This is a genomic window from Streptomyces sp. AB3(2024) (assembly GCF_041862025.1).
Classification (GTDB): domain Bacteria; phylum Actinomycetota; class Actinomycetes; order Streptomycetales; family Streptomycetaceae; genus Streptomyces.
Genome location: NZ_JBGWAB010000055.1, coordinates 34,300 through 48,323, shown reverse-complemented (window position 1 = coordinate 48,323; position 14,024 = coordinate 34,300). Strand labels below are relative to the sequence as shown.

Here is a 14,024-nt window from a genome sequence, read left to right as displayed (position 1 = left end):
GGGTCCGGCCGCCCGCGGGCACCCCGGCCGCCGCCGCGCAGGCGCCCGCCTCCTCGGCCTCGGTGCCGGCCCCCGGGCCGTCCCCGGACAGCGGCCGCTGGCGCCCGTGGCGCTTCCGCATGTCCAACGAGGTGTGGGGCACCCCGACCGTCGCGGGCGACCTGCTCTACGTCACCTCCTTCGAGGTGCACGCCCTGGACGTAGGCAGTGGCCGCCGCCAGTTCAAGACGCGCGACGTCGCCTGGTCCATGGCCGTGGCCGACGGCCGCATCCACGCCTCCGACGGCCCCTCCCTCTACGCCCTCGACGCCACCGACGGCTCCGAGCGGTGGCGGCTGTCCACCGACGCCTGGGTGTACGCCCTGCGCGCCGAGCGGGGCACCGTCATCACCGCCACGCGCGGCGGCGGCGTACAGGGCTGGGAGGCCTCCAACGGCCAGAAGCTGTGGGAGCTGACCGGCGCGCAGTGCGACTTCGAGACCCCGGAGGCGGCCCCCGTCCTGCAGGACGGCACCGTCTACGTCTGGCAGGACGCCCGGCTGCGCGCCCTCGACGCCCGCTCCGGCCAGGAGGCCTGGTCCTACCCGGTCGGCGACGCGGCCTCCTGCGGCAACGTCCCCGTCCGCGTCGCCCCGGCCCCCGACGGCAACGTCTACGTCAGCGCCGGCACCCGCGTCCTGTCCGTCGACCGGGCCTCCGGCCGGGTCCGCTGGCACTTCGAGGCCCCGGCCGTCTTCCTGGCGCCCCCGGCCTTCGCCCCCGGCCCGGCCGTCACGGGCGGCGGGGTCTACCTCGCCGACTACCTGGGCACCGTCTACGCCCTGGACGCCGCCACCGGCAAGGACCGCTGGCGCATCGCCACCGAGCCGCGCCCGGCGGCGGACCCGGTGCTGATCGCGGCGGGCAACGTGCACCTGGGCGCGGGCAGCGCCCTGTACACCCTCGACGCGGTCACCGGCACCCCGAAGTGGCGGTTCGCGGCGGGAGGCGAGATCACCGGATCCCCGGCGGTCGCGGACGGCCGGGTCCACTTCGGCTCCGCCGACCACTGCCTCTACACCCTGGACGCGGCGGGCGGCCAGCTCCGCTGGAAGCTGGCCACGGGCGGCGAGATCACCGGAGCCCCGGTCGCGGAGGCGGGCGTGGTCTACGCGTGCAGCAAGGACCGCTGCGTCTACGCCCTGGACGCGGCCAAGGGCACGGGCACGCGTACGTCCTCCTGACCTCGGTCGCGGGGGGGGGGGGGGGGGGGGGGGGGGGGGGGGGGGGGCCCCCCCCCCCCCCCCCCCCCCCCCCCCCCCCCCCCCCCCCCCCCCCCCCCCCCCCCCCCCCCCCCCCCCCCCCCCCCCCCCCCCCCCCCCCCCCCCCCCCCCCCCCCCCCTCCAGGTAGCGCAGGGCACCAGGAGTGACAGGATGGACCCCATGAGCAACGTCTTCTTCGACATCACCATCAACGGCGCCCCGGCCGGCCGCATCGTCTTCAACCTGTTCGACGATGTCGTCCCGCAGACCGCGCGCAACTTCCGCGAGCTGGCCACCGGCCAGAACGGCTTCGGCTACGCCGGCTCCGGCTTCCACCGCGTCATCCCGCAGTTCATGCTGCAGGGTGGCGACTTCACCAACCACAACGGCACCGGCGGCAAGAGCATCTACGGCGAGAAGTTCGCCGACGAGAACTTCACCCTGAAGCACGACCGTCCGTACCTGCTGTCGATGGCGAACGCCGGCCGCAACACCAACGGCTCGCAGTTCTTCATCACCACCGTCGTCACCCCGTGGCTCGACGGCAAGCACGTCGTCTTCGGCGAGGTCGTCGAGGGCCAGGCCCTGGTCGACCAGATCGAGGCCCTGGGCTCCCAGTCCGGCGCCCCCAAGGGCAAGGTCGAGATCTCGGCCTCCGGCGTCGTCGCCGCCGCCTGACCCACCCCTTCCGGCCGGCCCCGCCCCCTTCACGGGGGGCCGGGGCCGTCGCCGTTCCCCGTCCGCCCGCTCGGGCACGCGCCCCTTCGCGGCCGGATCGGCCCCTTTGCGCGGGTACCGCGCCGCGCGGTCGGCGCCGCGAATCGGGGGCATGCCCGCATACTCCGTTGGCCCAGAGATCATGGCCTTCTGCAGCGAGACGATCGACGAATCCGACCGGCTGAGCACCAGCGCGGACGGAGTGCTCGAAATGGTCAGTACCCAAGAGCTGCTGAGGCGTCATCTTCCCGCCGCCCCGCCCGGATCATCGAGATCGGGGCCGGCCCCGGCGCGCACGCCCGGTGGCTCACCCGGGACGGGTACGACGTCGACCTCGTCGACCCCGTGCCGCGCCATGTCGAGGAGGCCACGGCCGCTGGATTCCGGAGTGTGATCGGTGACGCCCGCGCGCTGGCGGCGGCAGACGACTCGTACGACGTAGCGCTCGTCCTGGGGCCGCTGTACCACCTCATCGACCGCGCCGGCCGGATCCGGGCGCTGCGCGAAGCCGCCCGCGTCGTCCGTCCCGGCGGGACCGTCGCGGCCGCCGCCATCGGGCGGTACGCGTCCCTCTTCGAGCACGTTGCCACGACCAGGCTGGCGATCGGTGCGGTGCGGGACGCCGTCGCCGACGTCCTCGCGAGCGGGAGCCGCGAAGTGGCGGAGTTCGTTGCATATTTGCTCTGACCTGCACTCTCTTCCGTTGTCAGTGGCGGGCGTTAGGTTGTGGAGCATGACGACGGCAGGGTCGAGAGCTGATGGTGGCGGGCATGCCCGGTACACCTTCCGGCTTCGAGTGTCGTCCGCCGCGCGGGCTGCCCTGGAAGGGGAGTGGGCGCGGTGCCGTTGGGTGTGGAACGAGTGCGTGGCGATGTCCCGCAAGGTCCACCGGCTCAACAAGAGTGCCGTCGAGAAGATCACGTGCGGTCCGGCGCAGCTCGACAAGATGCTTACCGAGGCCCGCCGGTCGACGGGCTGGCTGCGCGAGGGTTCTTCGGTTCCTCAGCAGCAGATCATCCGGGACTTCGCGAAGTCCCGCGCCAAGGCCCTCAAAGACGTCAAGGGGAAGGCGCCCGTCAAGCAACGTGCCGGGATGCCCCGCATCAAGCGCAAGCGCGAGGCGCTGCCGTCGCTGAACTACACCACCCGCGGGTTCCGGGTGCGGGACGGTCACCTGCACCTGGCAGGCGGGATCGCCCTGTCGGTGGTGTGGTCGCGTGATCTTCCGTCCGCACCCAGTTCGGTGCGGGTCTACCGGGACAGCCTCGGGCATTGGTACGCCTCGTTCGTCGTCGCCACCGAGGCCGTCCCGCTGCCTGCCACGGGCCGGGTGATCGGAGTCGACTGGGGCGTCAAGGAGACCGCGACCACCACCTCCGACGACCACGACCTCCCGCACGCCGAGCACGGCAGGTCAGCCGCCGTGAAGCTGGCCCGCTACCAGCGGATGATGGCCCGCCGGAAGACGCCGAAGAACCGGCCCGACACCACCGGATACAAGAGGGCCCGCAAGGCTGCGGCGAAGGTGTCGAAGAAGATCGCCCGGCAGCGGCAGGACACCGGCCGCAAGTGGGCCAGACAGGTTGTACGGGACTTCGACCACCTCGCCGTCGAAGACTTCCGCCCGCGGTTCCTTGCGAAGTCCACCCTGGCCCGCAAAGCGGCCGACGCCGCGATCGGCGCCGTCAAGGCGGCGCTGATCGAGATGGCCCGCAAATACGGCAAGACCGTGCACCTTGTCCACCCCGCGCACACCACCATGGACTGCGCGCAGTGCGGAGCGAGAGCCAAGCACGCACTCCCCCTCTCCGAGAGAACGTATACGTGCACCGCGTGCGGAGCAGTGTCCCCCAGGGACAAGAACTCCGCCCGCGTGATGCTCGTCCGGGCTGGTCTCAACCCGGCTAGTACTGATCTTGTAAGACCCGCCACCTGCTAGGTGCCAGGCAAAGTGAGCTAGGAATCCCCTCCGTTCAGGGAGGGGAGGTTTCAACAGCGCCTACTTCCACACCGGCGAGAGTCTGCACGGGGAGATGCGCGAGGCCGGTCTCCGGGCGCCGGTCGTGTACGGCGTCGAGGGCCCGGCCTGGTCCGCGCTGAAGGCGGCCGAACAGCACGGCGGGGAGGGGCTGGCGGAATCGAGGCTGTTCGAGGCCGCGCTGGCGGCGGCCCGGCTGGCCGAGCCGCACCCCGATCTGCTCGCCGCGAGCTCGCACATGCTCGCCGCGGCCACGGTGGCGTAGCCGTAGCCGCCGCCGTTACCGGGCGCTGCGGGCCGATTCCACGCGGGTGCGCAGGGCCTCGTTCATCCTCGTGAGGTCGCGGGCGGTGGCATTCAGGGTCTTGGTGCGGAAGGGGACGAGGAGGCCGCGGAAGCGTTCGCCGTGTTCCAGGCGGGTGCTGCGGTTCGGGCCCTCGGCGAGGCGGAAGTAGTGCTGGCGGTCGAACAGCCCGCGGACCGGGAGGCGGCGGGCCCAGCGGAACTCGACGTTGCGCGCGACCAGCAGGACGGTCGGCCGGAAGGTGGTCGGCTTCCCCGACTCCGGGTACGCCGTCAGCTCCAGCCGGGTGCCGGGCACCGCCTCGCCGACGGCCTGGCGGATGTACGGGTTCCAGATGCAGTAGCGGGGCAGGTCGATCAGCGTCGCCCAGACCTCTTCGGGCGTCGCGTCGATGGTGATCTCGGTGGCGATGGTGCGCACTGGTGCCGTGCTCCTCGTGGTGGTCGGTGCTCACCGAAGGGACGCGGGGACGTGCGGGTGCCGCCGGATTCGGGTGTCCCGGGATGGAACCACGGTTTCCGGGGTGGGGAGGTGCCTCTCGGGGACGTCTTCGCTGGTGGCGCAGAGAGTGGAGAAAGTCGCTCCGGTTGTTGGGTGGGTGTGTGCCGATACGTCGGGCGGGCGTTCGAACCGGTCCGGGCCGGGCTTGATAGCGTGGCCCGCCATCGGTCTCAGGGGGAGGGTCCACATCATGCTGGCTGGAACGGCACGCCGCATCAGGTTCGGCACGGTGCTCGCGGTGGTGGTCCTGAGCCTGACCGGGTTCTCCACCCATGGCGGGAGCAGCGGGAACAGCAGCGGCGGGGGCGGCTGCTCCAGCTCGAAGAGCTCCGGCACGGGAAAGACCAGCGGTAAGACCAGCAGCAGCAAGACCACCAAGAAGAACTACGGCGGCGGCACCGACGCCACCCCGGCCGCCTCGCCCTCGCCCACCGGACCCCCCGCCACGACCACCCTGATCTCCTGCGGTGACGTGAGCGACCCGTCCACCACCATCGAGGTGACCTCCCTCCTCGACCGGGCGGCCACCTTCGAGGTGTCCATGTACCGCGAGGAAGCGGGCGGGGCCGTCATCGAGACCACCTCCGGCAGGATCGCCCTGCCGGCGCGCGGGACCGGCAGGACCGTCATCTCCATGAAGAACCGGGCCCGGGCCGGCGCCGTGGCGGCGTGCCGGATCAGCTCCGTGCACGTGGTCCCGGACGCGAGCGCCACGCCCGGCGCCACGAACGGCCCCGCTCCCACCTCCGGGTCCGGAACGGTCACGTCCGGCTCCAAGTCCACCCCGAAGCCCGGGCCGAAGACCACGGGCAAGGCCGGCGCCACCTCCCGCCCCTGATCAGCGCAGCCGGAACCCCGCCCCCGCCCGCCGGGACCCGAAGAGCTCGGCCTGCCGCTCCGGCGGCAGGTTCCCCAGGGCGATCAGCGCCGGCGCCTGGTCCAGGGCCTGCGCCAGCGCGGCCCGCTTCGCCGACCACAGCGCCCGCACCGTGCCCTGCACGGCCTCCGTCGGGAACCCGGCCAGCGTCCGCGCCGACCGCAGCGCCGCCTCCAGCAGTTCCCCCGGTTCCGCCAGCTCCGAGACGAGGCCGATCTCGTGGGCCCGCCGCGCGGAGAGCCGTTCCGCCGTGCCCATCAGGGACATCCGGGCGGCCTCCCCGAAGGGCATGCGCTGCGCCATGTACACGGCCTCGTAGGCGCTGACCATGCCGTAGGAGGTGTGCGGGTCGAAGTAGGTGGCCCCGGTGGAGGACACGATGAACTCTGCCTCGCCCAGCAGGTAGAAGGCCCCGCCGCAGGCCATGCCGTTGACCGCGGCGATCACCGGCTTCCACAGGTCGCAGGACTTCGGCCCGATGCCGAGCAGCGGGTCGTCCACCGAGTACGGGGAGGAGGGCTGCGGCACCCGCGCCGAGCGGTCGATCCCGGTGCAGAAAGCGGCCGTCCCCGCGCCCGTGAGCACCACCGCCCGTACGTCCTCGTCCGAGCGGAACTCCCGCCACACCGACACCAGTTCGGCCGCGGTGTCCAGGTCGATGGCGTTGTGCCGGTGCTCCCGGTCCAGGGTGACGACGGCGACCCCGGCCCCCTTCTCCCGCTCCACCCGTACCGTCACGGCTTCTCCAGGATCCAGCGCGGCACGCTCACCCCGCCGATCTCGGTGAAGACGACCTGGACCCTGGCCCCGATGCGCAGCCGGGCCGGGTCCACCGAGTCCAGCGGCGCGTCGGCGGAAGTGACCAGGTTCCCGGCGAGCCGGATCCCGGGGGCCTCGGCGAGCTCCACGAGGATGACGTTGTACGGGGCCTGCGCGGCGTACGCGGGCAGCAGCGGGGGGTGCGGCCGTACGTAGGACCAGATCCGGCCCCGCCCGCTCATCGGGCGCCACTCGCTCTCGAAGGACTGGCAGTGCGGGCAGCAGGGGCGGGGCGGGAACCGCAGGCGGCCGCAGGCGGTGCAGGCCTGGATCCGCAGTTCGCCCCGGGCGGCGTACTCCCAGAAGGGGGCGCCGTCCTCGTCGGGGACGGGCAGGAGCAGCCCGTCGGCGGGCGCGGTCGTCGTCATGGTCGGCTCCTCAGGCTCGCAGCAGGATCGCGGACGTCGGGACACCCTCGCCCGCCGTCACCAGGCAGGTCGCGGCGTCGGGCACCTGGGCGGTGGAGATGCCGCGCAGCTGCTTGACGCCCTCGTTGATCAGGTTGAAGCCGTGCACGTAGGCCTCGGAGAGGCCGCCGCCGCCGGTGTTGATCGGGAGCCGGCCGCCCATCTCCAGGGCGCCGCCCTCGGTGAAGGCCGCGCCCTCGCCGCGTCCGCAGAAGCCGTAGCCCTCCAGGGAGAGCGGGATCAGGGGGGTGAAGGCGTCGTAGATCTGGGCGACGTCGACGTCCTGGGGGCCGAAGTCGGCCTGCTTCCACAGGTGGCGGGCGGCGGTCCAGGCGGGGCCGGAGAGGGGGTCGTCGTTCCAGTAGTTGACCATCCCGTGGTGCTGGGCGGGCAGGCCCTGGGCGACGGAGTGCACGTAGACGGGTTTCTGCCGGCAGTCGCGGGCCCGCTCGGCGGAGACGATCACGCAGGCCAGGGCGCCGTCCGTCTCCAGGCAGTTGTCGAAGAGGCAGAGCGGCTCGCTGATCATGCGGGAGGTCATGTACATCTCGCGGGTCAGCGGGCGTTCGTACATCATCGCGGCCGGGTTCTCGTTGGCCCGGTTGCGGCAGGCCATCGCCACGTTGAAGAGGTGGTCGCGGGTGGCGCCGTACTCGTGCATGTAGCGGCGGGCCAGCATGCCGATCTCGTCGGCGGGGCGCAGCAGGCCGAAGGGGCGGGTCCACTGGCCGGGGGTGGGGAGCTGGACGGCGGTGTTCTTCCAGGGGCGGGGGCCGGAGCCGCGTTTGCGGGAGCGCCAGGCGACGCCGACGGTGGCCTGGCCGGTGGCGACGGCGGCGGCGAGGTGGCCGACGGTGGCGCAGGAGCCGCCGCCGCCGTAGCCGACCTTGGAGAAGAAGGTGACGTCGCCGGCGCCTATCGCCTTGGCGACCTCGACCTCGTCGGTCTCCTCCATGGTGTAGGAGGCGAAGGCGTCCACCTCGGCGGGGGCGATGCCGGCGTCGGTGAGCGCCGCGAGGATGGCGCGGCAGGCCAATTCCTTTTCGGACGCGGGCAGTTGTTTGGCAAAGGCGGTCTGGCCGATGCCGACGATTGCCGTAGCGTCCTTGAGCGTTGCCGCCATCGCCACCTCCGGGGTGTGCCAGTACTGACAGCCGCGAAGGCTACAGCTAATCTGACGGATAGTCAGCTACTGGGATCGCGGGGAGGGGCGGGCGATGGACGAAGTCGCGGGCGCGGAGGGGTTCGGGCACGACCGGGGGGCCGGGGCGGCGGCCGAGGCCGGGGGAGGAGGCCGCGTCGACGCCCCCGACCCCCGTGGCGACCTCCGCTGGGGCACCATCGCCGGCCTCGTCCGGGACGCCGCCACCCGCTACGGCGACCGGGAAGCCGTCGTCGACGGACGCCTGCGCCTCGACTACGCCCAGCTCGGCGAACGGGTCGAACGCGCCGCCGCCGCCTGCCTCGCCGCCGGCGTCGAACCCGGCGACCGCGTCGCCGTCTGGGCGCCCAACACCCTCGACTGGATCGTCTGCGCCCTCGGCGCCGTGAGCGCGGGCGCGGTGCTCGTCCCCCTCAACACCCGCTTCAAGGGCACCGAAGCCGCCCACGTGCTCCAGCGCAGCCGCGCCCGCCTGCTCTTCGTCACCGGCACCTTCCTCGGCACGTCCTACGTCGCCTCCCTGCGCCGAGCCGCCGCCGAAGGCGCCGGCACCGGACCCCTGCCCGGCCTGCCGCACCTGGAACAGGTCGTGGTCCTCGCCGACGACGCCCCCGAGGACTTCCGCACCTGGAAGGACTTCCTCGCCGACGGCGACGCCGTCCCCGCCGGGGCCGTCCGCACCCGCGCCGAGGCGATACCGTCCGACGCCCCCTCCGACATCATCTACACCTCGGGCACCACCGGCAGCCCCAAGGGCGCCGTCATCACCCACGCCCAGACCCTGCGCTGCTACGCCGTCTGGAGCGAACTCGCGGGCCTGCGCGAGGGCGACCGCTACCTCATCGTCAACCCGTTCTTCCACACCTTCGGCTACAAGGCCGGGATCATCGCCTGCCTGATGCGCGGCGCCACGATGGTCCCGCAGCCCGTCTTCAACGTGGACACCGTCCTCGCCAACGTCGCCGCCGAGCGGATCTCCGTACTCCCCGGCCCGCCCACCCTCCACCAGTCCCTCCTCGACCACCCCCAGCGCGACCAACACGACCTGTCGGCCCTGCGCCTGGTCGTCACCGGGGCGGCCGTCGTCCCCCTCCGGCTCGTCGAGCGGCTCCGCGCCGAACTGCACATCGCCACCGTGCTCACCGCCTACGGGCTCTCCGAGGCCAGCGGCATCGTCACCATGTGCCGCCGGGGCGACCCGGCCGAGGTCGTCTCCGAGACCTCCGGACGCCCCATCCCCGACACCCGCCTGAGGATCGCCGCCCCCGACGGCACCGCACGGCCCGACGGCACCCCCGGCGAGGTGTGGGTCAGCGGACACCACGTGATGCAGGGCTACTTCGAGGACCCGGACGGCACCGCCGGCGCCGTCACCCCCGACGGCTGGCTGCGCACCGGCGACGTCGGCGTCCTCGACGCGGACGGCAACCTGCGCATCACCGACCGGATCAAGGACATGTTCATCGTCGGCGGCTTCAACGCCTATCCCGCCGAGATCGAGCAGCTCCTCGGTCTGCACCCGGACATCGCCGACGTCGCCGTCGTCGGCATCCCCGACCCCCGCCTGGGCGAGGTCGGCAAGGCGTACGCGGTCCGGCGCCCCGGCTCCACCCTCACCGCCGACGACCTGATCGCCTGGTCCCGCCGGGAGATGGCCAACTACAAGGTGCCCAGGGAGGTGGAGTTCGTCTCCGGCCTCCCGCGCAACGCGAGCGGCAAGGTCCTCAAGACCGAACTCAGGTCCCGCCGGTAGACCGCGGCGGCGCACCCCGCCCTACGGCCGGTGGAAGCGGACCTCCGGGAAGCCGGCCGACGGGCCGTCCAGCAGCGGGGCGTTCCTTCCCCGCAGGTGGGTGTCGACGAACGCGGCCACGTAGCCGCGGGTGATGGTGTCGACGCGGTCGCCGTCCAGCCTCTGGACGGGCCCGCCGCCGAGCTGCTTGGCCAGCGGCGCCAGGTCGGTGAAGGAGAGGTGCTGGGTGTCGTCGACGCTCAGCCATCGCTTCCAGCCGGTGAACTGCTTCCAGGTCGCGTCCCAGGTGCCGTCCTGGCCGCCGGGTACGTGGCCGGGGTTGCCCAGCATCAGCAGCGGCCGGTTCACCGGCGTTTCGTGGTCCGGGAAGCGGAAGTTGCCGTCCATGTTGACCCCCGCCTTGACCCGGGGGTCCTTCAGCATGGCCGGGACGGTGCTGAAACCGCCCGCCGAGTGCCCGACGACGGCGATCCGGTCAGGGTCGAGGGCCACGCCGCGGTCCCGGGCCGCCCGCTTCCCGGTCAGCTCGTCGATCACGAAGGAGATGTCGTCGGCGCGGACGGCGGCAACCTTCTCCAAGACCCTGTCCCGGTCCTCCACCCGGCACGCCACGCAGGAGGTCGTGTGCCCGTCGGGGAAGGTGATGCCGTCGGCCTCGTAGTTGTGCCCGATCCCGGCGACCGCATAGCCGCGGCTCGCCAGCTCCTCGGCCAGGCCCGTGAGGATGGCGCGCGGCATGCCGAAACCGGGCGACAGGATGACCAGGGGCAGTCCGCCGCGCACCCGCGCCGGCCGGGCGTCCACGGTCGCATGGGCCGCCACCTTGGTGAACAGGTCCTTCGGCAGGCCCAGTCCGGTGGATTCGGCGTACCGCTCGGACTCCCCGGACGTCATGTACGGCGCGGGCGTGCCCGAGGGGGCGGCGGCCGGGTACCAGAGGGAGAGCATCAGCTCCCGCTTCTCCGTCGGCACCCAGGGGTCGGGCCGGCCCTCGTCCCTCAGGTGGAGCGTCGTCCTGCCGACCGGCTGGTGCCCGGAGGGCGCGGGCAACGTCAGGGCGTCCGCGGCCGGCTGCGCCGCCGGGGTGTCGGCGTGGGCGGCCGTGGTGGCGAACGTGCCCGCCAGCAAGGCGGCAACGGCCGCACCCATCAGTACCCTGCGTCGCATCGCGTGCTCTCCGTCCGTGTTCCGTTCAGTCCGGCCCGGTCCGGGCCGGCACCTCGAACGCTAGGGCGGGCGGACGCGGCTGCCATCGGCCCGGGGATCTACGTCCGTGCCGGCCGTACATCCCCGGGGTGACATCCCCGGGGTGCTTGTGGTGATCGCACCCGCGTTAGCCTGCACGGGTGAGCGCGAACCAGCCGGTTGTCCGAATCCCCCGGGGTCCCCGGGCCCGGCTGTGGGCGGCGGCCGGGACCGTCGCCGCCCTCGCCGTGGTCCTGCTCCTCGCCCTCCTGCCCGACACGCCCGCCGGCCCGGACGGTCAGGGCGACGACGGCGGCGGGCGCGGCCGCCGCGGGCTGACCGCCGCCGTGTCCGCGCCCTTCAGCGCCTTCACCGAGGGCTACGACTGCTACCGCATCCCCACCCTCACCACCACCAAGGACGGCACCTTGCTGGCCATCGCCGAGGCCCGCACCGCGAGTTGCAACGACATCGGCGACATCGACCTCGTCATGAAGCGCTCCACCGACGAAGGCCGTACCTGGGGCCCCATGGAGGTCATCCGCGGCCACGACGACCCCGGCGCCTACGGAAACCCCGCCCCGGTCGTCGACTCCTCCTCCGGCCGGATCTCCCTCCTCTACGCCTACAGCACCTGGGCCCCCGACGCCGCCGGCAACCGCGTCCGCGGCCCCCGCGAACTGCGCCTGGCCCACAGCACCGACGACGGCGCCCACTGGAGCACCGAACCCGCCCCGCAGCCCCAGCTCAAGGGCACCGACTGGGCCTGGGTCTCGGTCGGTCCCGGGCACGGCATCCAGCTCACCCCGACCCGCCCCGACCGCCCCGGCCGGCTCGTCGTCGGCGCCGACTACCGCACCGAGTCCAACGAATCCGGAGCCCAGCTCCTCTACAGCGACGACGGCGGCCTCACCTGGCAGGCCGGCGCCCGCTGGGGCGCCCCCGAGGGCACCCCCGCCCCCAACGAACCCGCCCTCACCCAGCTCCCCGACGGCCGGATCTACGTCAACGCCCGCTCCACCGCCACCTGCGGCACCGACGACCACCGCATCGCCGCCCTCGTCGACGACGCCGCCGCCCCCGCCTTCCCCGCCCCCGGCTTCCAACCCGTCACCGGGCTGATCGCACCGCCCGCCTCCGGCTCCCTCCTCCAACTGCCCGGCGGCCCCCTCCTGCTGTCGGCGCCCAGCCGTCCCGGCGCCGAGTTCTCCGACCGCTGGACCCTGGCCGTACGCACCTCCGAGGACGGCGGACGCACCTGGTCCAAGAGCGGCGCCGTCGTCCTGCGCGAACGCGCCGGCTACTCCGACATGGCCGTCCTGCCCGGCGGCCGGATCGGCATGCTCTACGAGACCGCCAACGGCACCCCGCACGGCTACATCAAGTTCACCGCCTTCGGCCCCCGGGAACTGCACGCCGCCGCCGAGGACCTCACCCCCCGGCACACCCCCGACACCAGCGCGGGCCACCACGACGCCGTCGTCCACGGCGCGCCCCGCCTCGGCAACCGGCCGGACGGCGGCAAGACCATGCGCTTCGACGGCAAGGACGACTTCCTGCGCCTGACCGACTGCCCGGACGCCCTGCGCGTGGGCGACGGGGACTTCGCCGTCGCCACCTGGGTCAAGTACAAGACCCGCGGCCAGGACCGGGAGAGCGGCCTGCGCCAGCCGCTGCTGTGGGCCTACGGCCAGGGCCCGGCCGCCAGGCAGATCCGCATCGAGGCCGACCCGGAGACCGGCCGCCTCGAAGCCACCGTCAACGACGGGACGGGGCCCGTCTCCGTGGCCACCGCAACCCGGACCGACGACGACGCCTGGCACCACGTGGTCTTCCAGCGCGAGGGCGACCGCCTCGAACTGTCCGTGGACGGCGCACGGGCCGCCACCGCGCCGCTGGGTCCCGGCCGCCCCGACTTCCGGCCCACCGGAGCCTTCACGATCCACATCGGCACGCAGCCCGACTACAAGGCCTTCTACGCGGGCGCCCTGGACGACGTACGGATCTACGGGCGGGCCCTGTCCGGCAACGACACGGCCCGGCTGCGCGACGGCAGCGACGTCACCGACCAGGAGCGGGTCCGGCTCGCCTTCGACGGGATCCGGTGATCAGCCGGCCGTGCCGGACTTCCGTGCCAGCAGCAGGCGCCACCGCGGGCTGCCGTCCTCCCGGTACCCGAAGTGCTCCAGCGGGACCGTCTCCACACCGAAGCCCGCCGCCGCCAGGTCCGCGCGGACGGGGCCCAGCGGGAAGGTGCGGTAGTACATGACGAAGGGCGGCCGCCACACGGCGTTGCGCACCCGCATCGCCGCGTCGAACCCGGCCACCGCCCACCACAGGGGCGAGGAGAGCGGGATCGGGGCGCCCACCGGGAAGGCGAAAATGCCGCCGGGCCGCAGCGCCCGGTGCACGCCCGCGAAGAGGGCGGGCCGCTCGGCCGGCAGGAAGTGCCCGAAGGCCCCGAAGCTCACCGCCAGGTCGTACGAGTCCGTGAGCGCCTCCGGCAGCGCCAGCGCGTCGCCTCGCAGGAGGTCGACCCCCTCGGGGTGGCGGCGCGCGGCCTCGGCGAGCATGCCCGTACTGAGGTCGACCCCGGTGACCCGCTCCCGGCACAGGCGGCGCAGCATCGGCAGGCCCGCGCCGGTGCCGCAGCACAGGTCGAGGCCGTCGGAGAAGGAACCCTCCCGCTGGGCGAGGGCCTCCTCGACGGCGTCGAGCATCCGGTCCGGGGTGCGGAACGGGGTGTGGTCGAACTTCGGGGCGAGCAGGTCATAGCCGTGCTCGACGGAGGAGAGGGCCTGGACGGCCAGTTCGCGCAGGCTCGGGCCCTGGGAGGTGAACACGCTGCCAGCGTAGTCACCGGCGGGCCGCGGGGGCCGGTTTCCGGGAGGGTCCGCCGTCCCGGAAGTGCCGTTCTGCCGCCGTGCGGCAGGGATCATCCCCTCCGGGCCGGATTCCGGCCGGCCCGCCACCCCGCCCGGCCGCGGACGTGCGACGGCCGCGGTGGTCCCCCTCCTGGCCACCGCGGCCGCCGTTCCCCCGTATTGCTCCCCCGTACGTCTTCCCCCGCGGGTCCCCC

At 73.4% G+C, this 14,024-nt stretch carries 14 protein-coding genes; 8 read left to right on the top strand and 6 right to left on the bottom strand.

Annotated elements, in window-relative coordinates; translation table 11 throughout:
• From ACEPPI_RS21780 to ACEPPI_RS21760, 5 genes are all read left to right on the top strand, one after another.
• Nucleotides 1-1,223, top strand: a 1,223-nt coding sequence (locus tag ACEPPI_RS21780; RefSeq protein WP_373916922.1) for a PQQ-binding-like beta-propeller repeat protein, incomplete at its 5' end; no start/stop codon positions are given.
• Between the two features lie 190 nt (nt 1,224-1,413).
• Complete coding sequence (locus ACEPPI_RS21775; protein WP_373916921.1) at nt 1,414-1,920, top strand: peptidylprolyl isomerase; 507 nt, start codon at nt 1,414-1,416, stop codon at nt 1,918-1,920.
• 96 nt (nt 1,921-2,016) lie between these two features.
• Nucleotides 2,017-2,646 (top strand): class I SAM-dependent methyltransferase, encoded by a 630-nt coding sequence (locus ACEPPI_RS21770; RefSeq protein WP_373916925.1) that lies wholly within the window; start codon nt 2,017-2,019, stop codon nt 2,644-2,646.
• A gap of 46 nt (nt 2,647-2,692) precedes the next feature.
• Nucleotides 2,693-3,898, top strand: a complete 1,206-nt coding sequence (locus ACEPPI_RS21765; RefSeq protein ID WP_373916920.1) for an RNA-guided endonuclease InsQ/TnpB family protein — start codon at nt 2,693-2,695, stop codon at nt 3,896-3,898.
• Nucleotides 3,899-3,992: 94 nt separating this feature from the next.
• Complete coding sequence (locus tag ACEPPI_RS21760) at nt 3,993-4,202, top strand: hypothetical protein (protein WP_373916919.1); 210 nt, start codon at nt 3,993-3,995, stop codon at nt 4,200-4,202.
• Nucleotides 4,203-4,217: 15 nt separating this feature from the next.
• Here the strand turns inward: ACEPPI_RS21760 and ACEPPI_RS21755 are convergent, their stop codons facing one another.
• A complete protein-coding gene (locus tag ACEPPI_RS21755) occupies nt 4,218-4,661 on the bottom strand; it encodes an SRPBCC family protein (RefSeq protein ID WP_373916918.1) in 444 nt (147 codons plus the stop codon).
• A gap of 271 nt (nt 4,662-4,932) precedes the next feature.
• Between ACEPPI_RS21755 and ACEPPI_RS21750 the strand changes: the two genes are divergently transcribed.
• A complete protein-coding gene (locus ACEPPI_RS21750; RefSeq protein WP_373916917.1) occupies nt 4,933-5,580 on the top strand; it encodes a hypothetical protein in 648 nt (215 codons plus the stop codon).
• Here ACEPPI_RS21750 and ACEPPI_RS21745 read toward each other — a convergent pair whose 3' ends face one another.
• Genes ACEPPI_RS21745 through ACEPPI_RS21735 form a run of 3 tightly spaced genes read right to left on the bottom strand, consistent with a single transcriptional unit; the run spans nt 5,581 to nt 7,968 of the window.
• Nucleotides 5,581-6,357: an enoyl-CoA hydratase/isomerase family protein gene (locus ACEPPI_RS21745; RefSeq protein ID WP_373916916.1), complete on the bottom strand. Its 777-nt coding sequence runs from the start codon at nt 6,355-6,357 to the stop codon at nt 5,581-5,583.
• Nucleotides 6,354-6,806, bottom strand: a complete 453-nt coding sequence (locus tag ACEPPI_RS21740) for a Zn-ribbon domain-containing OB-fold protein (RefSeq protein WP_373916915.1) — start codon at nt 6,804-6,806, stop codon at nt 6,354-6,356. The genes ACEPPI_RS21745 and ACEPPI_RS21740 overlap by 4 nt, the downstream gene beginning before the upstream one ends.
• A gap of 10 nt (nt 6,807-6,816) precedes the next feature.
• Nucleotides 6,817-7,968, bottom strand: a complete 1,152-nt coding sequence (locus ACEPPI_RS21735; protein ID WP_373916914.1) for a lipid-transfer protein — start codon at nt 7,966-7,968, stop codon at nt 6,817-6,819.
• A gap of 94 nt (nt 7,969-8,062) precedes the next feature.
• On the opposite strand from ACEPPI_RS21735, the gene ACEPPI_RS21730 reads away from it, so the two are divergent.
• Complete coding sequence (locus tag ACEPPI_RS21730) at nt 8,063-9,760, top strand: FadD3 family acyl-CoA ligase (protein ID WP_373916913.1); 1,698 nt, start codon at nt 8,063-8,065, stop codon at nt 9,758-9,760.
• A gap of 21 nt (nt 9,761-9,781) precedes the next feature.
• Here ACEPPI_RS21730 and ACEPPI_RS21725 read toward each other — a convergent pair whose 3' ends face one another.
• Nucleotides 9,782-10,927 (bottom strand): alpha/beta hydrolase family protein, encoded by a 1,146-nt coding sequence (locus ACEPPI_RS21725; RefSeq protein ID WP_373916912.1) that lies wholly within the window; start codon nt 10,925-10,927, stop codon nt 9,782-9,784.
• 179 nt (nt 10,928-11,106) lie between these two features.
• On the opposite strand from ACEPPI_RS21725, the gene ACEPPI_RS21720 reads away from it, so the two are divergent.
• On the top strand, nt 11,107-13,053 hold the full coding sequence (locus ACEPPI_RS21720; protein ID WP_373916911.1) for an exo-alpha-sialidase: 1,947 nt from the start codon (nt 11,107-11,109) through the stop codon (nt 13,051-13,053).
• Here the strand turns inward: ACEPPI_RS21720 and ACEPPI_RS21715 are convergent, their stop codons facing one another.
• Nucleotides 13,054-13,788: a class I SAM-dependent methyltransferase gene (locus ACEPPI_RS21715; protein WP_373916910.1), complete on the bottom strand. Its 735-nt coding sequence runs from the start codon at nt 13,786-13,788 to the stop codon at nt 13,054-13,056. It abuts the gene before it with no gap.
• Nucleotides 13,789-14,024 lie beyond the last annotated feature (236 nt).

Bases quoted from the DNA above. Each gene is read 5' to 3' on its own strand.
- ACEPPI_RS21775 (WP_373916921.1), top strand. From the start codon at position 1,414: ATGGACCCCATGAGCAACGTCTTCTTCGACATCACCATCAACGGCGCC.
- ACEPPI_RS21765 (WP_373916920.1), top strand. From the start codon at position 2,693: ATGACGACGGCAGGGTCGAGAGCTGATGGTGGCGGGCATGCCCGGTAC.
- ACEPPI_RS21760 (WP_373916919.1), top strand. From the start codon at position 3,993: ATGCGCGAGGCCGGTCTCCGGGCGCCGGTCGTGTACGGCGTCGAGGGC.
- ACEPPI_RS21750 (WP_373916917.1), top strand. From the start codon at position 4,933: ATGCTGGCTGGAACGGCACGCCGCATCAGGTTCGGCACGGTGCTCGCG.
- ACEPPI_RS21740 (WP_373916915.1), bottom strand. From the start codon at position 6,806: ATGACGACGACCGCGCCCGCCGACGGGCTGCTCCTGCCCGTCCCCGAC.
- ACEPPI_RS21735 (WP_373916914.1), bottom strand. From the start codon at position 7,968: ATGGCGGCAACGCTCAAGGACGCTACGGCAATCGTCGGCATCGGCCAG.
- ACEPPI_RS21730 (WP_373916913.1), top strand. From the start codon at position 8,063: ATGGACGAAGTCGCGGGCGCGGAGGGGTTCGGGCACGACCGGGGGGCC.
- ACEPPI_RS21725 (WP_373916912.1), bottom strand. From the start codon at position 10,927: ATGCGACGCAGGGTACTGATGGGTGCGGCCGTTGCCGCCTTGCTGGCG.